This is a genomic window from Halomonas sp. NO4, assembly GCF_010994375.1.
GTDB lineage: Bacteria > Pseudomonadota > Gammaproteobacteria > Pseudomonadales > Halomonadaceae > Halomonas.
In genome coordinates this window covers 31,591-50,951 of the sequence record NZ_WHMA01000004.1, presented here as the reverse complement: position 1 = coordinate 50,951, position 19,361 = coordinate 31,591, and the positions used below count along the sequence as shown (strand labels likewise).

Below are 19,361 nucleotides of genomic sequence, written 5' to 3'. Positions count from 1 at the left end.
TTTGACGAGCTGCTTGAAAGGAGCCATGTCCTGACAGACTTGGCAGTCAGCCGACTTGCTCTGCCGGCAACGGGTGCCCTATACGAGTAGGATCCACCACGCGAGGCTTTTGTCATGACCGGTACCCTTTATCGACTCTCGGCCTTTACCCAGGACCCCGCCGGCGGCAACCCCGCCGGCGTCTGGCTGGGCGAGGCCCTGCCCGATGCCGCCACCATGCTGCGCATTGCCGCCGAGGTGGGCTATTCCGAAACCGCCTTTCTCGCGCCGATGCAGGGTGAACGGCGCACCGTGCGCTACTACAGCCCCCAGGCCGAGGTGAGCTTCTGCGGCCATGCCACCATCGCCAGCGGTGTGCTGCTGGGGCGCCTGGAGGGAGCGGGCACCTACGTGCTGGAAACCGCGGTCGGCGAGGTGCCGGTCACGGTCACCCGCGAGGGCAATGACTGGCACGCTGCGCTGGAGTCGGTCGCGCCCGCCCACCGGCCGGCCGAGCCGGCGCTGGTGAGTGAGGCCCTGGCACTGCTGGGCTGGCACGCTGATGAGCTGGCCGCCGACCTGCCGCCGGCGCTGGCCTACGCCGGGGCCTGGCACCTGGTGCTGGCTGCCGCCAGCCGGCAACGGCTCGAGCGACTGAACTACGATTTCGATGCCCTGAAGGCGCTCATGGAGCGCGAAGGCCTCACCACGCTGCAGCTCGTGTGGCGCGAATCCGCCACGCAGTTCCACGCTCGCGATCCCTTCCCGGTGGGCGGGGTGGTGGAGGACCCGGCCACCGGCGCGGCGGCCGCGGCGCTGGGCGGCTATCTGCGTGACGCCGGGCTGATCCAGGCGCCCGCCCAGCTGACGATTCGCCAGGGAGAGGCCATGGGTCGGCCGAGCCGCCTCGAGGTGACGATTCCCGCCGCCGGCGGCATCCAGGTGTCGGGCTCCGCCGTCGAGCTGTGAGCGAGATGCCCGGCGGACGCGCCCGGCCGATAGAGCGCCGGGCGCGTCCGCCGCCGGGGCTCAGGCAATCTGTCGTTGCTCTTCGGCCGGGGCGGTGGCGCGGCGCAGGAAGTCCCGATTGAGGGGACTGTGCGGCTTCAGCGCCAGGCGTTCGTTAGCCAGGCCCTCGGCCAGTTCGCGATTGCCGCCGCGCAGGGCGGCCTCGGTCAGCGTCCAGTCGATGATGTCGCGCTGTGCGTGGCTGCCGCCGAAGGCGTTGGCGATGAAACGCGCCGGGTGCAGGCGCTCGGCCGCAGCGGCGTGGTCGCCGTGCCAGAAGGCGACGAAGCCTTCCACCAGAGGCAGTCCGATGCGCCGGGCCCAGGCCGCCGTCTCAGGGCTGTGGCCGGCGTCGCCCAGCGCTGCCCGCAACGCCGCGACCCGGTCGGCGCGCCCGGCACCCAGGTAGGCCATGACCGCGTGCCAGTCGTTGAAGGGGTAGAGCTGGCCGTCGGCGTGCGCGTCCCAGGCGTCCGCCAGCTCCTGCCAGCGTTCTCCCACGTCCTGGCCGGTGAGGGTCAACCGCCAGAGCAGGGCCGAGGCGTCGACCATATCGAGCGCCACGGCGCTGCGTGCCTCTCGGATCGGCCCGTCGTAGAGGGCCAGCGCCTCGTCGGTCTGGCCGAGGTCGAGATAGCAGAGGGCGAGGTGCCACCAGTTGTGTACCTTGAAGAGGTTGTCGTCGCCGGACCAGTAGGGTTCGCGCGCCCGCATCCAGCCGATGCCGTCCTGGGCGCGGCCCTGCATCTCCATGACGTGGGCCACGGCGTGATGTGCCCAGCAGTCCAGCGGCTGCCCGTCCAGCGCCTGGCGGCCGGTCTCCTCGGCGCGGGCGTAGTCGCCGGTCTCTTCCAACCCGAAGGCGTACATGCCCAGCGCGATCGAATGGCCCGGCATGTCGGACGACCACCGCGGCAGCACGCGGGCGAGACGGTCGCGCAGGTTACGGGCGTTGGCGCGGTAGAAGTCGATCAGGTGCCCCGCCTGCAGGGCCAGCAGATCGTGCGGGTAGCGCAGGTTGTGGCGATCCAGGGCAAGCCCCGCGGCGCTCCACTCGCCGGCCAGCAGCTGCTCGAGAGCGGCCGCATGGGAGGCCTCTCGGTCGTTCAGGCGCGAGCCCTTGATGGCTGCCAGGTCGGTCCTGGCGATAGCGGCGGCGTCGGGCTCGGTGGCCAGGGCGAAGAGGTAGGCCCGGGCGAGGCGCGCCATGATGAAGTCGGGGGCGGCCTGAATGGCCTGGTCCAGCGGCGTCACGGGATCGCCGCGGTAGATATTGAAGGCGTCGATGGCGCGGTTATACAGCGTCAGGGTTTCGGCGGTGGCGCCGGGCAGGGGGTTGCCTTGGCGGTCGGTCAGCATGGCATGGGCTCCACGTTCTCGTTGTTGGCGGCGACGGCGTGTCGACCGCCCGGCGGCGGCCGGGCCGCTCGCCATGCTGCTAGACTAGGTTGAGGTGCGGGGAACCAGAATGGCCGAGGCGCCGGCGTTGTTGTCCGATCCGCCGCGATAGAGGCACTCACCCATGGATGCGGCGCTCGATGTGCTGCGCATGATCCGCTTTACCGGCGGCATCTTTCTCGATGCGGAGTTCTCTGCGCCCTGGTGCGTGGCCGCACAGGTCACCCCGGAGGATTGCCGACCCTTCACCCCGGTGCCCCAGGGCATACTGGCCTATCACTACGTCAGCACCGGCCGTCTGCTGCTGCAGGTGGAGCCAGGCCTACCGGTGGCAGTATCGGCGGGGCACATCGTACTGCTGCCGCGCAACGACCCGCATCGCCTCGGTAGTGAGCTCGGCGGTCGACCCGTCAGCGTCGACCATCTCCTTCAGCCTATGATCGCGGGCGGGCCGGCGCGCATCGTCTACGGCGGCGGCGGCGAAACCACCCGGCTGCTGTGCGGCTTCCTGCATGGTGACAGGCCCTGCGATGCCCTGATCGGCATGCTGCCCAGGGTGATGACGCTGGACGTCGCGGAGGGCGCGGCCGGGGCCTGGATCGAGAGTTCCTTGCGCTTTGCCGCCAGCGAACTGGGCAGCGGGGCGGTGCACTCGCCGGCGCTGCTCGCCCGGCTTGCCGAGCTGCTCTTCATCGAGGCCGTGCAGCGCTATCTCGCCGGCCTTCCTCCCGAGCAGCGGGCCTGGGTGGGCGGGCTGCATGACCCCTTCGTCAGCCGGGCGCTGGCCCAGCTGCACGACCATCCCGAACACCACTGGACGACGCAGGCGCTGGCGCGCCAGGTCGGTCTCTCCCGTTCGGCCTTTGCCGGGCGTTTCACGGAGCGGGTGGGCGTGCCGCCGATGCGCTACCTGGCCCGGCTGCGCATGCAGAGTGCCGCGCATCGTCTGCGTGAGTCGCCGACGCCCATCTCGCGCATTGCTCTGGAAGCGGGATACGAGTCGGAAGCCGCCTTCAGCAAGGCCTTCAAGCGTGCGTTCGGTACGCCGCCGGCCACCTGGCGCCGGAAGCAGCGCTCTGCCCCGGCGCCGACCCGGGGCGAGTGACAGGCGGGGCACTGTCGCGGCGTGGTGCCGCTGTGCTTGTCGGGGCCGTGTGAGACGCCATCCTGTATGAGCGCTATCATGCGGGGCCAAACAGCCATCGCAGCGTGTGAGGAGGCCAGGTGGGGGTAGTGATTGATTGTCAGGATTGGCAGGAGAGGGTGCGCGGGGTGGTGACACGTGCAGGACGTGGGCTGCTGCTCGCGGGACTCGCGCTGCTGGCCGGGGGCTGCGCGATGCTGGCGCCGGCGCCGCCGCAGGATCAGAGCAATATCTGCGAGATCTTCCGCGAGCAGCCGGAGTGGTATGACTATGCCCGCGACTCCCAGGAGAAGTGGGGCTCGCCGATCGCCACCCAGATGGCCTTCGTCCAGCGGGAGTCGTCGTTTCGCAGCCACGTGCGCCCGCCCCGCGAGCGCTTTCTGTGGATCTTCCCCGGCTCGCGCCCCTCGTCGGCGTATGGCTATGCCCAGGCCCAGGACCCGGTATGGGGCGAGTACGAGGCGGATGCCGGGAGTCTCTTCGCTCGGCGCACCCACATGAAGCACGCCACCGACTTCATCGGCTGGTACAACGCGCGCACCCACCGCCAGCTGGGCATTTCGCTTCATAACCCCGAGCATCTCTACCTGGCCTACCATGAGGGGGCCGGCGGCTATCGGCGCGGCACCTATCGCAGAAAGCCGCGGGTGATGCAGGCGGCACGGCAGGTCAGTGCCCAGGCGAGCCGCTACCAGTCGCAGCTGGCGTCGTGCGAGGCGGAGTTTCGCTGCCGCCGCTTCTACCAATTCTGGCCGTTCTGTCGGGCGTGACCGGCCGGCTCGTGAATGAACCTTACCAGGCTAGCGTTTGTCGCACGGGTGTTATACACCTGAGCTGCCATTGTGCAAGATGCGGCAAGCCTACTGCCATCAAGGAGTCATCATGAGCCAAGGAACCGAGTACGTGCCGCCGAGAGTCTGGAAGTGGGAGAAGGCCAGCGGCGGTACCTTTTCCAGCATCAACCGCCCCGTGGCCGGCCCCACCCACGAGCAGGAACTGCCCGTCGGCAAGCACCCCTTCCAGCTCTACTCCATGGGCACGCCCAACGGCGTCAAGGTCACGGTGATGTTCGAGGAGCTGCTGGCGCTGGGCTACCGGGACGCCGAGTACGACGCCTGGCTGGTCCGCATCGGCGAGGGCGATCAGTTCGGCAGCGGCTTCGTGGGGATCAACCCCAACTCCAAGATCCCGGCGCTGGTCGATCACAGCACCACGCCCCCCACCCGGGTGTTCGAATCGGGGGCGATCCTGCTCTACCTGGCGGAGCGGTTCGGTGAGTTCCTGCCGGGTAGCCTGACCGGGCGTACCGAGACCCTGAACTGGCTGTTCTGGCAGATGGGCAGTGCGCCCTTCGTGGGCGGCGGTTTCGGCCACTTCTATGCCTATGCGCCGGAGAAGCTGGAGTACCCGATCGACCGCTATGCCATGGAAACCAAGCGTCAGCTCGACGTGCTCGACCGGCGCCTGGCCGAGGTGCCCTATCTCGCCGGCGATGACTACACCATCGCCGATATCGCCACCTGGCCTTGGTATGGGCAGTTGGCGCTGGGTCGGCTCTACGACGCCGGTGAGTTCCTGCAGGTGCAGGAGTACGAGCACGTGCAGCGCTGGGCCAAAGAAATCGATGCCCGCCCGGCGGTGCAGCGCGGGCGCATGGTCAACCGCACCTTCGGCGATCCGGCGATGCAGCTCCACGAGCGCCATGACGCCGGCGACTTCGCGACCCAGACCGAGGACAAGCGCGAGACCCAGACCTGAGTCGCCTCCACCGACCCCCACGGCGGGGCCCGACGATGTGCCCCGTTGACAGCCATGGTTTCCCCGTCGTGCGTGCTTGGGCGTGACGGGGATACCGGTAGCCGCCCCCCTTGTGGCATCTTGGGGTTTTCTGCCTGGAGGCCAGCGACATGCCAAGCGTCTTTTCCCGCATCATCCAGGGTGAGCTGCCCGGCAACTTCGTCTGGGAAGATGAGCTGTGCGTAGCGATCATGACCCTGAACCCCATGAAGCCGGGGCACCTGCTGGTGATCCCCCGCGAGGAAGTGGATCACTGGGACGACCTGCCGCCGGTGCTGGCGAGCCACCTGATGGCGGTATCGCAGCGGCTGGCCAAGGCGCAGAAGCGTGCCTTCCCCTGTGCCCGGGTGGGGCTGCTGGTGGTGGGGCTCGAGGTGGCGCATGTGCACCTGCATCTGGTGCCGCTCGATGCCATGCAGGACATTCGCGTCGAGGGCCTGCCTCAGGCGGAGGCGGAGGAGCTGGCGGCGGGCGCCGCGCGGCTTCGCGAGGCCCTGGAGGCTGAGTGAGCCTGCCCAACGAGGGCGCTCTTCCCGCAGGACAGCAGATGGGAGGGCAGGGGGAGGCAGCGAACTGAGGGCGCCTCGCGCCCTCAGTTAGTTGACGAGCGTGACAAGCACCGGCGCAGTACCGCGATGGAGCATGCCGAGCTTCTTGGCGGCGCGCTTGGAGAGGTCGATGATGCGTCCCTTGACGAAGGGGCCGCGGTCATTGATCAGCACTTCCACCGCATTGCCGGTATCCGGCCGCGTCACGCGCACCTTGGTGCCGAAGGGCAGGCTGGGGTGGGCGGCGGTCAGCGCCTGCTGGTCGAAGGGCTCGCCGCTGGCAGTGGTGCGGCCCTGGAAGTAGTCGCTGTAGTAGGAGGCCACGCCGCGCTGGGCGTCGGTATTGTGGGCGTGGACGGTACCGACGGTGCCCGCGGTCAACAGGGCGGCGAGACAGACGGTCAGGGCGAAACGGGTCAAGGCTCCCATGGGAGTACCTCAGGGTGGTCGTGCGGCGCGGGGATCGCGGCCAGCGATGAGGGGCCTGGGTGGCGAGTGGATGGTAACCGCCACGGTTGGGTGCGGCAAGGCATTACGGCTTTCGGCAAGACCGAAACGCTGGCCGGGCCGCGAGGAACCGACGACACGAGGGGAAAACGACGGGGGGAGACAGCCATGACACGGTCAATCCGCAGGGCGGGGTGTGTCGGCGGGTGCCTTCTCGGGCTTGCCTGGGCGGGGCTCGTCGCGGCCAGCGGCCTGGCCTGGGGGCAATCGAGCGTGAGCTCGGTGGTGGTCAGCTCATCGGCCGGTGGCCATGCCAGTGCCGAGGCGGTGATCACCGGCCCCGATGCGGCGGTGGCGGTCAACGGTGACCGGCTGGAAGTGCGCGACGGGCGGTTGACCCTCAACGGCGTTGCCTATGGCCGGGTGGCGGATGGCGAGACGGTCACCTATCGGGTGCGTGACGGCGTGCGCACCCTGCAAGTGGACGGCGTGCCGCGCGAGCCTATGGAATGACACGAAACGGCCGGCGCAAGACGCCGGCCGTTTTGATCGGGCAGGTAAGAGCATTCAAAGCGCATTCAGCGCTGCCCGTGTTCCTCGAACAGCTCTGCCTTGGCGTCGCGCATGACATCCTCGCAGGCGGCCTGGTGAGCGAGCTGGGTCAGCAGCCCCTGGGCGACTTCGAAGCCCTTGCCGAGGCAGCTGTCCACCTCCTGGCGGCTCACCTCGGGTGTCACGTTGCAGTCGATCTTGAGCGTTCTTCCGCCGCCTTCCAGTCGGTCGGCGAATTCGCGCAGCTGCCAGGCGATTCGTTCCTTCCAGCTGGCTGCTTCCTCCGCGCCTTCGTTTACGCTGAACGTGCACTGCCACTCCGGTCTGTAAACCTTCATGTGAACCTCCTGCGTGCTGGCTGGGAAGAATGATCGATCGTGATTCGTACTCCGTTCCGGCGACTGTCGCCCGCCCATCATAGCGGTTTTTCCCGTTCATGACAGGCATGACGAGCGGACCGTCTGTCTTTTCCTGATGACACGGGTCGGAACCGGCCGACGGGAGGGGAGGAGTCGGACATGAACCGGGTCAGACGGGGTGCGCAATAGCCTGACATCGGGCTCGCTCGCTGTCTGGCAACGGCGCTAAGTCCTGGGTGCTGGTAGCTATCGGCCTTGCCGGCGAGGCGCGAGGTTTCGCCATGGCGCGGGCCCGTGCTATCCTGCCGGCCTTCCATCACCTCGCCCCCTGCTCTGGCTTGAGGGCTTGCGCTCCTCCCTGTTTGCCGCCCGGCGCCCGCCTTTTCCTGCAGGTTTATCTACGTGTCTGTTTTTTCATCCGATTTCGCTGCGTTGCCGTTGGCGCCGGAGCTGCTGGCTAACCTCGACTCTCTCGGCTACCACGCCATGACGCCGATCCAGGCCCAAAGCCTGCCGCCCATGCTGGCGGGCCGTGACGTGATGGCCCAGGCGAAGACCGGTTCGGGCAAGACCGCGGCCTTCGGCCTGGGGCTGCTGTCGCGTCTTCGGGTAGAGAGCTTCCGGGTGCAGGGGCTGGTGCTCTGCCCCACCCGCGAACTGGCGGATCAGGTGGCGGACGAGATCCGCCGCCTGGCGCGCAGCCTGCCCAACGTCAAGGTGCTGACCCTGTGCGGCGGCGCCCCGCTGGGGCCGCAGTTCGCCTCGCTGGCGCATGGCGCGCATATCGTCGTCGGTACGCCGGGCCGTGTGGCGGAGCACCTGCGCAAAGGCTCGCTGGAGCTGGACTCGCTGGCGACCCTGGTGCTGGACGAGGCCGACCGCATGCTCGACATGGGCTTCCAGGCGACGATGGAGGCGATCATCGACGAGACGCCGGCCAGCCGTCAGATCTGGCTGTTCAGCGCCACCGGCCTGCAGGGCTCCGGTGCCGAGGGGATTCGCGCCATCGCCGAGGGGCTGATGCGGGAGCCGGTCACGGTGGCGGTGGGCGAAGCCCATGACGCGACCACGATTCGCCAGCATTTCTACCGGGTGGCGGAGGAGTCGGCGCGTGGGGAGGCGCTGCGTCGCCTGTTGCTGCAGTTTCGGCCGAGATCCAGCGTGGTGTTCTGCAATACCAAGCGCGAGACCGACGAGGTCGCCGATGCCCTGAACGAGGCCGGCTTCAGCGCTCTGGCCCTGCATGGCGATCTCGAGCAGCGCGACCGTGATCGCCTGCTGGTGCTGTTCGCCAACGGCAGCGTCTCGATCCTGGTGGCCACCGATGTGGCCGCCCGCGGCCTGGATATCGATGCCCTGGACGCGGTGTTCAATTACCGGATCGCCCGCGAACGCGAGGTGCATGTCCACCGCATCGGGCGTACCGGCCGGGCCGGTGGCTCCGGAGTGGCCTGCACGCTGGTCACCGAGCAGGAGGACTACCGGCTGGCGCGGCTCGCCGATTTCCTCGGCGAGACCCTCGAGACCGAACCGCTGCCTTCCCGCGCGGTGCTCGAACGCTCGCCCGTCACTCCGGCCATGACGACGCTCCAGCTCGGGGGCGGCAAGAAGCAGAAGCTGCGCCCCGGCGACATTCTCGGCGCCCTGACCGGCGAGGGAGGCATTGCCGGCGACCGGGTGGGCAAGATCAAGGTGCTGGCCAATAGCGCTTACGTGGCCGTGGAGCGCGACGTCGCCCGGGCGGCCCTCGACCGGCTGTGCAACGGCACGCTCAAGGGGCGCTCGTTCCGGGCGCGGCGAATCAGCCGCTGAGCCGATGTATAACGTACTACGCCCGCGGGTTTCCGAGCCGGCGGGCCCTCTGTCAACGGGGTGACATGAAGATACCCAAGCGATTGCAACCGCTGGTCGATGACGGCCTGATCGATGCGGTTGAGAGCCAACTGATGAGCGGCAAGGAAGCCCAGGTGTACGTGGTGCGCTCGGGCGGCGAGCGACGCTGCGCCAAGGTCTTCAAGGAGGCCAAGCAGCGCAGCTTCAAGCAGGCCGTGCAGTACCAGGAAGGGCGCAAGGCGCGCAACAGCCGGCAGAGCCGGGCCATGGCCAAGAAGACCCGCTATGGCCAGAAGGAGCAGGAGCAGGCCTGGCTCAACGCCGAGGTCGATGCCCTCTACCGGCTGGCGGCGGCGGATGTGCGGGTGCCCCGGCCCCACGGCTTCGTCGACGGCGTGCTGCTGATGGAGATGATCGCCGATGCTGAGGGCCTGGCCGCTCCGCGACTGGATGACGTGACCCTCACCGCCGAGCAGGCTCGGGAACACTACGCCAAGGTGATCGGCGATGTGGTGCGCATGCTGTGCGCCGGTCTGGTCCACGGCGACCTCTCCGAGTTCAATGTACTGCTTGCCGCGGATGGACCGGTGATCATCGACCTGCCCCAGGCGGTGGACGCCGCCGGCAACAACAGCGCCGCCATGATGTTCGAGCGCGATGTCGACAACATGCGTCGCTATTTCGGCCGCTTCGCCCCGGAGCTGCTGGCAACCGACTACGCCAAGGAGGTCTGGGCGCTCTTTGAAGCCGGCGATCTCCACCCCGACAGTCGGCTGACCGGCTGCTTCGAGCACGACACCGGCGCCGTGGACGTGGAGGAGCTGATGGCCGTGATCGACGACGTGCGGGAAGCGGAGGCCGAGCGCCAGGCGCCGGCCTGGGAGGACCTGGACGACCGTTAGCAGACGTTTTGCTTGGCGCTGCCGCTGTTCCGGCTAGCCGGAGGCGAGTCGCGCGGCAGCAGTCGTGCCGCCAGGGCAACCAGCACAGCGAGCAGCGGCGGCCAGGCGGCCGGGCTGTCGAGCAGGTAGAGCGTGGCGGCGCTGGCCAGGCACCAGAGGGCAGGAATCGCCAGCAGGGCCCAGCCACGGCTCGCCGGTCGGGCCATGGCCGCCACGCCCAGTGTGGCGATGGCCAGCGGGTCGGGGGCGAGCCCGACCACCTCGGCGCCGGCCAAGCCGCGGCCGTGCAGCAGTGCAGTCAAGGGATGCAGGAAGACGGCGTAGGCGACCAGCGCCACGCCCAGCCCGCGCGGCAGGTCCCAGCGTGCCGGCAGCTTGAGTCCTCCCCGCCAAAGTCCCAGGGCCAGCAGCAGCGCCTGGAGGGCGAACAGCGGCACCACGTAGCGGATGCCCCAGTTGATGGGCGCGTAGCGCTGCCACAAGAACGCCCAGGCGACGAACGCCCAGGCCAGTCCGAGCAGGCCGAGCGCCGCGCGCACCCGGCCCGGCCGCGGGAAGGCCAGCGCCAGCAGCAGTGCCGCGCCGAGCGCCAGAGCCAGCAGCGGCAGCGGCCACAGCGCCTCGTTGTGCAGCACGAAGAGGCGCTCGTAGACGCGCTGCGAGAACATCAGGAAGTCCCCTGGGCGGTAGCTCAACCACTCCTTCATGGCGTGCTCACAGCGCGGCCACGTAGTCGGCCATGCGCCGGCGCAGCGCGGCGTCAGGCAACGGCTCGCGGGCGGCGGCGAGGTTCTCGCGCACGTGCTCGACCTGGGTGGTGGCGGGAATGGCGCAGGTCACGTCGGGGTGGGAGAGGATGAACTTGAGAATGAACTGTGCCCAGTTCTGCGCGCCTGTCTCGGCCAGCCAGTCGGGCAGCGGCTTGCCCTCCAGACGGCGGATCAGGCGCTTCTGCTGGAAGGGGCGGTTGGCGATCACCCCGATGCCCCGCTCGCGGGCCAGAGGCAGCAGGCGCTGCTCGGCCTCGCGGTCGACGATGTTGTAGGTGAGCTGCACGAAGTCGAGGGGCGCCTCGCGCATGATCTGCTCGACGGCGTCGTGGCGCCGCCCGTGGGAAGTGGTGATGCCCACGTGGCGCACCTCGCCGGCCTCGCGCATTGCCAGCAGGGTCTCCAGGTTGGCCTCCCGGGCCACCAGGTTATGCACCTGCAGCAGGTCGAAGCGCGGCACGCCCCAGTGCTGGCGCGAGGCCTCGATCTGCGCAGAGCCTTCATCGGGACTCGAGGTCCACACCTTGTCGGCGGCGTAGGCCTGCTCCACGGCATCGAGCTCGGCCAGCCCGTGGCCGATGGTGGCCTGCGACGAGCCGTACATCGGCGAGGAGTCGATCATCCGTCCACCGCCGGCGAAGAAGGCGCGCATGACGGCGGTGCATTCGGCGAGCAGGGCCGGGTCGTCCCCCACGTTGAAGGTGATCCAACTGCCCAGCCCTACCAGCGGCAGGGGCTCGCCGGTGGCGGGCAGGGCACGCGTGAGGATCTCGCCGGTTGCGGCACGGGCGGGGAGCGGCGGCAGGGCCGAGGCGGCGGCCAGCGCGCCCAGGCCGCCGAGCAGCCGGCGTCGCGACAGGCGGTGGCGGTCCGAATCCATGGGCATCTCCCGATTGGCGGCTGTGGAGCCTGTAGACGCCACGGGCCTCAGGCCAGTTCCACCGCCTCCAGGCGTGCCGTGAGTCCGGCCAGCAGGTTGCCACTGTGGCGCCAGAAGTGCCAGTAGAGCGGTACCTCCAGCCCCTGGCCGGGGGCGACGCTGGCCAACTCGCCGCTGGCCAGTTCAGCCGTGGCCTGCAGGCGCGGAATCATGCCGTAGCCCAGCCCGGCGCTCGCCAGGCGCACGAACCCCTCCGAGGAGGGGCAGAGGTGGTAGGGAAAGGGACCGTGGTAGCCGCAGCGGGCGAGAAAGCGATGCTGCAGCTGGTCGTTGGGGCCGTAGACGATGGCCGGGGCCTGTCGGAAGGCGGCGTCACCCGGGCCGTCGGGGAAGTGGCGGGCGATGTAGGCGGGGGTGGCGAGCGGCAGGTAGGTCATCTGCCCCAGGGCCACGCAGCGCGCCCCGGCAATGGGCTGGGAGCTGGCGCACAGGCAGGCGGCCACCTCGCCGTCACGCAGGCGCTTGAGGCCCACGTCCTGGTCCTCCACCACCAGGTCGAGCAGCACCCCCTCCGCCCGGCAGTAATCGCCGATGGTGGCAGCCCACCAGGTCGCCAGGCTGTCGGCGTTGAGGGCGATGCGCAGCCGCGGGGCTGCCGTGGCCAGGGTGGGCAGGCTGCCGGTGAGGTCGCGTTCCAGCAGGCGCACCTGCTGCAGGTGGTTGAGCAGCCGCTGCCCCGCCGGGGTGGGGGCCAGCGCCGGGTGGCGGATCAGCACCGGCTGGCCGAGGCGCACCTCCAGCGCCTTGATGCGCTGGGAGACCGCCGACTGCGACAGCCCCAGGGCCTCTCCGGCCCGCTCGAAGCCGCCGCACTCCAGCACCGTGGCCAGCGCTTCGAGGTGTTTGTAGTCGAGCATAAGGAAAACTGATGCGGTATTAGGAGAATGATTTTTCAGTATATCGGTGCCTGGCTATGCTGGCTGCTCTTTATGACCCCTGCAGGGGCGACCACCATGCCAGGATCACGGAGCAGGCACATGCTGGAGAGCTATGTCACCGGTTTTCTCGTCAGCGGCGGCATCATTGTCGCCATTGGCGCCCAGAACGCTTATGTACTGGGCCAGGCGGTGCGGCGCCAGCATCACTGGTGGTCCGCCGGGCTGTGCATGGGCAGCGACGTGCTGCTGCTGGCTGCGGGGATGTTCGGGGTCAGCGCGGTGCTGCTCACCCTGCCCGCCGCCATGGAGGTGCTGCTCTGGCTAGGGGTCGGCTTTCTCGCCTGGCTGGCCGGCCAGGCGCTGTATCGCGCCGCCACCGGGCGCGGGCGGCTCGAGGCCGCCGGGGTGGAAGGCCGCTCGCGCCGCCGAGTGCTGCTGGCCACCCTGGCGGTGACCGTGCTCAATCCCCAGGTCTACCTGGATACGTTGCTGCTCATTCCCGCGGTGGGCGCCCAGCAGGAGAGCGCGGGGGTGTTTCTGGCGGGGGCCGGAAGCGCCTCGGTGGTGTGGTTCAGCCTGCTCGCCTGGGGCGGCGCGGCGCTCTCGCCGTGGCTCTCCCGGCCCCTGGCCTGGCGGGCCATCGACGCCACCATCGGCGTGATGCTGGCGGGTATCGCCGTGCAGCTTTCCTTAACTCAGCTTTGACGTCAACGGGGGCGCGTGCTATCCCAAAAGTCCGCGGGAGCCGTCAATGTATCGTGAAAACTGCATATAAATAATAACTAATAAGTAGCAGGTCGCTTCTCTGGGCGCCGAGGTGGCGGGCGACTTGCCAGCAGTACACGCGAGCCAGGAGAAGACTCAGACATGCACGTCGCCACGCCATGCCAGCTCCATGATCATGTCGCGCAGTTCTACGAGGACGAGGCCACCCTGGCGGATCGGGTGGCCAGCTTTTTGACCGCCGGGGTCAGCGCCGGCGAGCGGCTACTGATGCTGCTGACGCCGCCGCGTCGCCGCGCCGTACTGGCGCGTCTCGAGGCCTGGGGTCTGGACACGGCGGCCGCCGAGGCCAGCGGCCAGCTGGTGGTGCGCGACGCCGAGTCGCTGCTCGAGGCCATCATGGACGGCGACATGCCCGACGAGGCGCGCTTCAATCGCCACGTGCTGGCCGAGGTCGAGTCGGCCGGGGCGCAGCCGACTCGCGCCTTTGGCGAACTGGTCGACGTGCTGTGCGCGCGCGGCCAGTCGCGGGCGGCCGTCTACCTGGAAAGCCTGTGGCACGCGGCCTGCCGGCGACTGCCGCTGACCTTGCTGTGCGGCTATGCGCTGGAGCACTTTCGCGAGCCCGAGGGTCACGACGCCTTCGCCGCCGTCTGCGACCACCACTCCCGGGTGCTGCCCGCCGGGGAGTTTTGCGGCCTGGCGCCGCACGACCAACTGCGCGAGGTCACCCGGCTGCAGCGGGAGGTGGCCCACCTGCGCCAGGAGCTTGCCGAGCGCCAGGGGGTGGAGCAGACCCTGACCGCGGTACAGGGGCTGTGCAGCGAGATGCTGGGCGAGCTGGCCGAGCAGGCGCGACATGACGACCTCACGGGCCTTACCACCCGGCAGTATGCCCAGCAGCGGCTGGCGGAGCTGCTCGCCGAGGCGGGCGAGGGCAGCGGGCGCATCGCCGTGCTGCATATCGACATCGACCAGCTCAAGGCGATCAACGACTCCCTGGGGCTGGAAACCGGCGACGACTTCCTCCGCCAGACCGCTCAGCGAATCCGCCATTGCCTCGCGGACAGTGAGGTGGTCAGCCGCCTGGGCAGCGACGAGATGATGGCGGTGCTCGCCGGCGTGGCGGAGCCCGACGCGGTGGTGGCCCGGGTCGAACGGCTGATCGCCCGGGTCAGCGAGCCCGTCGAGGTGGAGGGCCAGACCATTGCCGCCGGCTGTTGCGTGGGCATCAGCCTCTCTCCCGATCACGGGCGTACGGTGGCCGAGCTGATGCGCTCCGCCAACCTCGCCCGCCGCCATGCCCAGAGCCTGGGCCGGCGGCGTCATCATCTCTTTTCTGCGGAGCTGATCGGTGACGAGCCCGATCGCCTGGCGCTGCGCACGGCGCTGAGTGAGGCGCTGCCGCGCGGCGAGCTGGCGCTCTATTTCCGGCCCCGGCTCGGCGCGCGCAGCGGCCAGGTGGTGGCGGTCTCCGCCCAGCCGCGCTGGTACTCGGCGCGTTTCGGGGTGATGGAGCCGGAGCAGTGGATGGCAGCCATCGAGGAGGCCAACCAGGTGGAGGCGATCGGCCAGTGGGTGCTCGACGGCGCCTGCGAACACGCCCAGGCGTGGATTGAGGCGGGGGTCGAGCTGCGCGTGGCGGTGCAGATCACCAGCGCCGACCTGCTGGGCGGGGCGTTCGTCGAGCGTGTCGCCGCTGCCCTGGCGAGCAGCGGCCTGCCGGGTACGATGCTTGAACTCGAGCTCACCGAAAGCGCCCTGATGCAGGCCCCGGTACGGGCGGAAGCGACCCTGGTGCGGCTCAAGGCGCTGGGCGTGCACCTCACCGTCGACGAGTTCGGCAGCGGCCGTTCGATTCTCGGCCACCTGGGGCGTTTCCCGGTGGACACTATCAAGTTCTCGGGCGCGTTCGTCGACGGCTGCCTCGAGAACGCCCACCACCAGGCCATCATCCGCTCGGTGGTGATGATGGCCCACCAGCTCGGCATCAGTGTCACCGCCGGTGGGGTGGCCACCCGCGCCCAGGCCGACTACCTGCGCGAGCAGGGCTGCGACGGCCTGGAGGGGCCGCTGTGGTCGCGCATGGAGTACCGTGGCAACGCCGTTGGCGAGGCCGCCGAGCGGTGATGGGCCAGCGGGCGCGGCCGGGGCCATCCTTGCAATGCGTCCGCGGCATCGTCATGTTCTGAAGCACACCCTTGCGAGCCGAGCCCGACATGACGACACCCGATTCCCGGCAGTCATCCTCCGCATCGCAACGGCCGGACGAGACACCCGCGTCGCGCCGCTGGAAACGTCCCACGGCCGAGCCCCCGCACCGGCAGTTCCTGCTGTTTCTGTGGTTCGCGGTGGGCATCCTGCTGCTCTTCCACTACCTGGACACCGCCGAGCGACAGGTGGAGACCGAGCTCACCTACTCCGAGTTCCTCCAGGCCGTGGACGCCGGGCATGTGTCCCAGGTGACCCTGCGGGGCCAGTCGGTGGAGGGGCAGTTCAGCGAGGCGGGCCGCGAGGCGCGCGACGACAGCGAGGTGGAAATCTTCGAGACGACCCGTCCCGACGTCGAGGGCGAGCGGCTGCTGGAGCGGCTGGAAGGCCAGGGCATCGAGATGATAGCCGAACCCGTGGAGCCGCCCTGGTGGCAGCGCATTCTGGTCGGCGCGCTGCCGTGGATTCTCGTCCTCGGCCTGCTGTTCTGGTTCTGGAACCGCATGCAGCAGCGCATGATGTCGGGCGGCGGACCGCTGGGCATGGGCAAGTCACAGGCGCGCCAGATCACCAGCGAGCAGAGCCACACGCGCCTTACCGACGTGGCCGGCTCCGAGAACGCCAAGCGCGAGGTCACCGAAGTGATCGAGTTCCTCAAGGAGCCGGAGCGCTTCCGCGCCCTGGGGGCGAAGATTCCCCGCGGCGTGCTGATGATGGGCCCGCCCGGCACCGGCAAGACGCTGATGGCCAAGGCGGTGGCCGGCGAGGCCGAGGTGCCCTTCTTCAGCATCAGCGGCTCGGAGTTCATCGAGATGTTCGTCGGGGTGGGCGCCTCCCGGGTGCGCGACCTCTTCAAGCAGGCCAAGGAGCAGGCGCCGGCGGTGATCTTCATCGACGAGATCGACTCCATCGGCCGCGCCCGCGGCGCCGGGATGGGCGGCGGCCACGACGAGCGCGAGCAGACGCTCAACCAGATACTCGCCGAACTGGACGGCTTCGAAGAGCACGAGTCGGTGGTGGTGCTCGCCGCCACCAACCGCCCCGACGTGCTCGACCCCGCCCTGCTGCGCCCGGGGCGCTTCGACCGCAAGGTCACCCTGGAAAACCCCCACCGCCAGGCGCGGTGCGATATCCTCGGCGTGCACACCCGCGAGATGCCCCTGGCCGACGACGTCGACCTGATGCGACTGGCCGAGATCACCACCGGCTTCTCCGGCGCGGACCTGGCCAACCTCGCCAACGAGGCGGCGCTGCATGCCGGGCGGCGCGGCCAGGACCGCGTCGATTGGGCCTGCTTCACCGATGCCCGGGACCGGTTGCTGCTCGGCGAGGCCAAGGACGTGGGGCTCTCGGACAGCGAGCGCCACATCGTCGCCTACCACGAGTCGGGCCACGCCCTGCTCGCCTACCTGCTGCCCCACGCCGACCCGCTGGAGAAGGTGACGGTGCTGCCGCGCGGCCGCGCCCTGGGCGTCACCGCCCAGGTACCCGACGAGGATCGCGTCAACTACGGCGAGGCCTACCTGCGCGACCGCATCACCGTGATGTACGGCGGCCGGCTGGCCGAGTCCGTGGTGTTCGGCGAGGTGTCGAGCGGCGCCGAGAACGACCTGGAGCAGGCCACCAAACTGGCCCGGCGCATGGTGGGGCGCTGGGGCATGAATCGCCGCATCGGCCCGGTGATGGCCGCGCAGAGCCAGGAGCACGTCTTCCTCGGCCGCGAGATGGCCCAGGCGCGCGATCACAGCGAGAAGCTCGCGAGCCTGGTCGACGAGGAGGTTCGCCAGCTGCTCACCGACCTGGAGGCGCGCGGCCGCGAACTGCTCGAGGAGCACCGCGCAGCGCTCGATGCCCTCGCCGAAGCCCTGGAAACGAACGAGACGCTGGAGATCGAGGAGGTCCGCGAGGTGCTGCAGGGACACCTCCCGGCCGCCTCGCCCACCCCTTCGTGAGTTCAAGGCCCCAAGTCGGCTTTGCCCCGCGGCCTGGGCCAGGCAAACTAGACGACCGGGCGATGGGGCGAACTACCAGCAGGGACGGGCACATGGGGGGCAGCGGGCCAGGAAGGCGGTGGCAAGACGGGCGAGGGCGTATCCGGCATCTGTCGCGGCTGCTGGGCTGGCTGGTGCTGCTCGGGCTGGCGACGGCGGTCGAGGCCCAAAACCAGGCGCCCCAGCACCTGCGGCTGCTGGAGCATGCCGGCGAGGCGCCCCCGACGGCACCCTGGGACACCCTGGCGGGGCGTGCGCTGCCGGCCGTCGAGCGCCACAGCCTGGGGATCGTCGATGCGCCGGTGTGGCTGGCGGTGACCCTGGCGCCCTATGACGGCCCACGCCTGCTGCATCTCGACAACCCGCTGCTGCACGAGGTCGCCCTGTACCACCTCCGCGAGGGGGCCTGGCAGCCGGTGGCGCGTTCCGTCATGGAAACCCTCACCGGCGAGCGACGCCCGGCCTGGCGGCCGATCTACCGCGTCGAGACGCCCGGCCGCTACCTGCTCAAGATCGACTCCACCCAGTCGCTGCGCTTCGCGCTCAAGGACCAGTCGCCACAGGCCCTGGCGCGGGACTGGCGCGCCTTCACCCTGGGCCAGGGGCTCTACCTCGGCCTGGTGCTGGGGCTGGTGCTCTACAACAGCGTGCTGCTGCTCAGCCTGCGTGATGCCAGCTACTTCTGGTACCTGGGCTTCGTGCTCGGCGCCGCCGGCTACTTCGTTGGCCAGAAGGGGCTGCTGCACGAGGTGTGGCCGTCGCTGCCCATCGCCACCAACGAGGCGCTGATGTTCACCGCCCTGGCGATCGGCTCGACCAGTGCCTTGCAGTTCTGCCGACGTTTCCTGCTGATGCATCGCGAGGACCCGGTGGTCGGTCGCTGGCTGCGCGCCGTGGGTTGGTTCGCCGCGGTGGGCATCGCCCTGGCCTGGACTCACCCCGGCCACCCCACGGTGATCTTCTTTTCGGTGTTCGGGGCGGCGGTGCTCCTGCTCTTCCTGGTCGCCGCTATTCGTGCCCTGCGCCGCCGCTTCCGGCCGGCGCGCTGGCTGCTGCTCGCCTGGGCGGCGCTGGTGGCCGGCGCCGCGGCCTTCATCCTTGCCACCTACGGGTGGCTGCCTCACCACTTCCTCACCTACTACGGCTTCCAGCTCGGCTCGGCCATCGAGGTGACCCTGCTCTCGCTGGCCCTGGCGGATCGCATCAGCCTGCTGCACCGCGAGCGCCAGAGCCTACTCGACGAGCAGGCCCGCCTGAAGGGCATGAGCTACACCGATGGACTCACCGGTCTGGGCAACCGCCGCTTCCTGGACGAATACCTGGCGGCCGCGGCGAAACCCGTGGCGGGTGAGGCCGCGCTACTGAGCCTGGTGCTGCTCGACATCGACCACTTCAAGCAGTTCAACGACCGCTGTGGCCACCTGGAGGGGGACCGTGCCCTTCAGCACCTGGCTGCGGTCCTGCGCGAGGCGGTGCGCCACGAGGACCCGGTGTGTCGTTACGGCGGCGAGGAGTTCGTGCTGGTGCTGCCCGGGCACGACGAGGCGCGGGCGGTGGAGATCGCCGAGCGGTTCCGTGCCGGGCTGGTGCGGCGCCCGCTGCGGCTGGAGGACGGCGGCCTGGTCTACCTGACGGCGACCCTCGGGGTGGCCTGCCGGCAGCCCGGCGAGCCTCCCGAGTCGCTGCTCGGGCGGGCCGACCGGGCGCTGTACCGTGGCAAGCGCGCGGGGCGCAATCGCGTCGTGTTCGACCGCCCCGAGGGGGAGGAGCCGCAGCCGGTGGAACGCGCTGCCGAGCCAGGGCCGGACAGACCGGGCGGGCGTTCTACACTGGGATAGCGGAACGGGTACAGGCCAGGCGCGGCTCACCAGGGCAGGGGGA

Annotated in this window: 18 protein-coding genes; 12 read left to right on the top strand and 6 right to left on the bottom strand. The window is 69.6% G+C overall.

Annotated features, from left to right (window positions below):
• The first annotated feature begins 114 nt into the window (after nt 1–114).
• The gene (locus tag FEF15_RS04740; RefSeq protein ID WP_163558009.1) at nt 115–948 is read left to right on the top strand and encodes a PhzF family phenazine biosynthesis isomerase; all 834 of its coding nucleotides are present in this window, start codon (nt 115–117) and stop codon (nt 946–948) included.
• A 60-nt stretch (nt 949–1,008) separates the two neighbouring features.
• Here the strand turns inward: FEF15_RS04740 and FEF15_RS04735 are convergent, their stop codons facing one another.
• Nucleotides 1,009–2,346, bottom strand: a complete 1,338-nt coding sequence (locus FEF15_RS04735; protein WP_163558008.1) for a tetratricopeptide repeat protein — start codon at nt 2,344–2,346, stop codon at nt 1,009–1,011.
• Nucleotides 2,347–2,509: 163 nt separating this feature from the next.
• Here FEF15_RS04735 and FEF15_RS04730 point away from each other — a divergent pair, with 163 nt between their 5' ends.
• The 4 genes from FEF15_RS04730 to FEF15_RS04715 all read left to right on the top strand — a co-directional run bounded on the left by FEF15_RS04730 (nt 2,510) and on the right by FEF15_RS04715 (nt 5,835).
• Nucleotides 2,510–3,490: an AraC family transcriptional regulator gene (locus tag FEF15_RS04730; RefSeq protein WP_163558007.1), complete on the top strand. Its 981-nt coding sequence runs from the start codon at nt 2,510–2,512 to the stop codon at nt 3,488–3,490.
• Between the two features lie 167 nt (nt 3,491–3,657).
• Nucleotides 3,658–4,299 (top strand): lysozyme-like domain containing protein, encoded by a 642-nt coding sequence (locus tag FEF15_RS04725; protein WP_163558006.1) that lies wholly within the window; start codon nt 3,658–3,660, stop codon nt 4,297–4,299.
• Between the two features lie 112 nt (nt 4,300–4,411).
• Complete coding sequence (gene yghU, locus FEF15_RS04720) at nt 4,412–5,287, top strand: glutathione-dependent disulfide-bond oxidoreductase (protein WP_163558005.1); 876 nt, start codon at nt 4,412–4,414, stop codon at nt 5,285–5,287.
• A gap of 149 nt (nt 5,288–5,436) precedes the next feature.
• Nucleotides 5,437–5,835: an HIT family protein gene (locus FEF15_RS04715; RefSeq protein WP_163558004.1), complete on the top strand. Its 399-nt coding sequence runs from the start codon at nt 5,437–5,439 to the stop codon at nt 5,833–5,835.
• Nucleotides 5,836–5,922: 87 nt separating this feature from the next.
• On the opposite strand, the gene FEF15_RS04710 is transcribed toward FEF15_RS04715, so the two are convergent.
• A complete protein-coding gene (locus FEF15_RS04710) occupies nt 5,923–6,303 on the bottom strand; it encodes a septal ring lytic transglycosylase RlpA family protein (protein ID WP_163558003.1) in 381 nt (126 codons plus the stop codon).
• 186 nt (nt 6,304–6,489) lie between these two features.
• On the opposite strand from FEF15_RS04710, the gene FEF15_RS04705 reads away from it, so the two are divergent.
• Nucleotides 6,490–6,834: a hypothetical protein gene (locus tag FEF15_RS04705; protein ID WP_163558002.1), complete on the top strand. Its 345-nt coding sequence runs from the start codon at nt 6,490–6,492 to the stop codon at nt 6,832–6,834.
• A gap of 65 nt (nt 6,835–6,899) precedes the next feature.
• Here FEF15_RS04705 and FEF15_RS04700 read toward each other — a convergent pair whose 3' ends face one another.
• Complete coding sequence (locus FEF15_RS04700) at nt 6,900–7,211, bottom strand: hypothetical protein (RefSeq protein WP_163558001.1); 312 nt, start codon at nt 7,209–7,211, stop codon at nt 6,900–6,902.
• A 423-nt stretch (nt 7,212–7,634) separates the two neighbouring features.
• Here FEF15_RS04700 and dbpA point away from each other — a divergent pair, with 423 nt between their 5' ends.
• Together dbpA and FEF15_RS04690 are read left to right on the top strand one after the other, a co-directional pair.
• Nucleotides 7,635–9,044 (top strand): ATP-dependent RNA helicase DbpA, encoded by a 1,410-nt coding sequence (gene dbpA, locus FEF15_RS04695; protein WP_163558000.1) that lies wholly within the window; start codon nt 7,635–7,637, stop codon nt 9,042–9,044.
• A gap of 65 nt (nt 9,045–9,109) precedes the next feature.
• The gene (locus FEF15_RS04690; RefSeq protein WP_163557999.1) at nt 9,110–9,967 is read left to right on the top strand and encodes a PA4780 family RIO1-like protein kinase; all 858 of its coding nucleotides are present in this window, start codon (nt 9,110–9,112) and stop codon (nt 9,965–9,967) included.
• Here FEF15_RS04690 and FEF15_RS04685 read toward each other — a convergent pair.
• From FEF15_RS04685 to FEF15_RS04675, 3 genes are read right to left on the bottom strand one after another with little or no spacing between them, the layout of a single operon-like run.
• Nucleotides 9,964–10,674: an MFS transporter permease gene (locus FEF15_RS04685; protein ID WP_163557998.1), complete on the bottom strand. Its 711-nt coding sequence runs from the start codon at nt 10,672–10,674 to the stop codon at nt 9,964–9,966. The genes FEF15_RS04690 and FEF15_RS04685 overlap by 4 nt on opposite strands.
• 7 nt (nt 10,675–10,681) lie before the next feature.
• Nucleotides 10,682–11,617 (bottom strand): aldo/keto reductase, encoded by a 936-nt coding sequence (locus FEF15_RS04680; RefSeq protein WP_163557997.1) that lies wholly within the window; start codon nt 11,615–11,617, stop codon nt 10,682–10,684.
• Nucleotides 11,618–11,664: 47 nt separating this feature from the next.
• Nucleotides 11,665–12,534: a LysR family transcriptional regulator ArgP gene (locus FEF15_RS04675; protein WP_163557996.1), complete on the bottom strand. Its 870-nt coding sequence runs from the start codon at nt 12,532–12,534 to the stop codon at nt 11,665–11,667.
• A gap of 120 nt (nt 12,535–12,654) precedes the next feature.
• Between FEF15_RS04675 and FEF15_RS04670 the strand changes: the two genes are divergently transcribed.
• The 4 genes from FEF15_RS04670 (at nt 12,655) to FEF15_RS04655 (ending at nt 19,318) form a co-directional block, all read left to right on the top strand.
• Nucleotides 12,655–13,260 carry a LysE family transporter gene (locus FEF15_RS04670; RefSeq protein WP_163557995.1) on the top strand — a complete coding sequence of 202 codons (606 nt, stop codon included), beginning with the start codon at nt 12,655–12,657 and terminating at the stop codon, nt 13,258–13,260.
• A 162-nt stretch (nt 13,261–13,422) separates the two neighbouring features.
• Nucleotides 13,423–15,408 (top strand): EAL domain-containing protein, encoded by a 1,986-nt coding sequence (locus tag FEF15_RS04665; protein WP_163557994.1) that lies wholly within the window; start codon nt 13,423–13,425, stop codon nt 15,406–15,408.
• 89 nt (nt 15,409–15,497) lie between these two features.
• On the top strand, nt 15,498–17,441 hold the full coding sequence (gene ftsH / locus FEF15_RS04660; protein WP_163557993.1) for an ATP-dependent zinc metalloprotease FtsH: 1,944 nt from the start codon (nt 15,498–15,500) through the stop codon (nt 17,439–17,441).
• Nucleotides 17,442–17,533: 92 nt separating this feature from the next.
• The gene (locus FEF15_RS04655; RefSeq protein ID WP_163557992.1) at nt 17,534–19,318 is read left to right on the top strand and encodes a diguanylate cyclase; all 1,785 of its coding nucleotides are present in this window, start codon (nt 17,534–17,536) and stop codon (nt 19,316–19,318) included.
• Nucleotides 19,319–19,361 lie beyond the last annotated feature (43 nt).

Bases quoted from the DNA above. Each gene is read 5' to 3' on its own strand.
- FEF15_RS04740 (WP_163558009.1), top strand. From the start codon at position 115: ATGACCGGTACCCTTTATCGACTCTCGGCCTTTACCCAGGACCCCGCC.
- FEF15_RS04735 (WP_163558008.1), bottom strand. From the start codon at position 2,346: ATGCTGACCGACCGCCAAGGCAACCCCCTGCCCGGCGCCACCGCCGAA.
- FEF15_RS04730 (WP_163558007.1), top strand. From the start codon at position 2,510: ATGGATGCGGCGCTCGATGTGCTGCGCATGATCCGCTTTACCGGCGGC.
- yghU (WP_163558005.1), top strand. From the start codon at position 4,412: ATGAGCCAAGGAACCGAGTACGTGCCGCCGAGAGTCTGGAAGTGGGAG.
- FEF15_RS04715 (WP_163558004.1), top strand. From the start codon at position 5,437: ATGCCAAGCGTCTTTTCCCGCATCATCCAGGGTGAGCTGCCCGGCAAC.
- FEF15_RS04710 (WP_163558003.1), bottom strand. From the start codon at position 6,303: ATGGGAGCCTTGACCCGTTTCGCCCTGACCGTCTGTCTCGCCGCCCTG.
- FEF15_RS04705 (WP_163558002.1), top strand. From the start codon at position 6,490: ATGACACGGTCAATCCGCAGGGCGGGGTGTGTCGGCGGGTGCCTTCTC.
- FEF15_RS04700 (WP_163558001.1), bottom strand. From the start codon at position 7,211: ATGAAGGTTTACAGACCGGAGTGGCAGTGCACGTTCAGCGTAAACGAA.
- FEF15_RS04690 (WP_163557999.1), top strand. From the start codon at position 9,110: ATGAAGATACCCAAGCGATTGCAACCGCTGGTCGATGACGGCCTGATC.
- FEF15_RS04685 (WP_163557998.1), bottom strand. From the start codon at position 10,674: ATGAAGGAGTGGTTGAGCTACCGCCCAGGGGACTTCCTGATGTTCTCG.
- FEF15_RS04680 (WP_163557997.1), bottom strand. From the start codon at position 11,617: ATGGATTCGGACCGCCACCGCCTGTCGCGACGCCGGCTGCTCGGCGGC.
- FEF15_RS04675 (WP_163557996.1), bottom strand. From the start codon at position 12,534: ATGCTCGACTACAAACACCTCGAAGCGCTGGCCACGGTGCTGGAGTGC.
- FEF15_RS04670 (WP_163557995.1), top strand. From the start codon at position 12,655: ATGCTGGAGAGCTATGTCACCGGTTTTCTCGTCAGCGGCGGCATCATT.
- FEF15_RS04665 (WP_163557994.1), top strand. From the start codon at position 13,423: ATGCACGTCGCCACGCCATGCCAGCTCCATGATCATGTCGCGCAGTTC.
- ftsH (WP_163557993.1), top strand. From the start codon at position 15,498: ATGACGACACCCGATTCCCGGCAGTCATCCTCCGCATCGCAACGGCCG.
- FEF15_RS04655 (WP_163557992.1), top strand. From the start codon at position 17,534: ATGGGGGGCAGCGGGCCAGGAAGGCGGTGGCAAGACGGGCGAGGGCGT.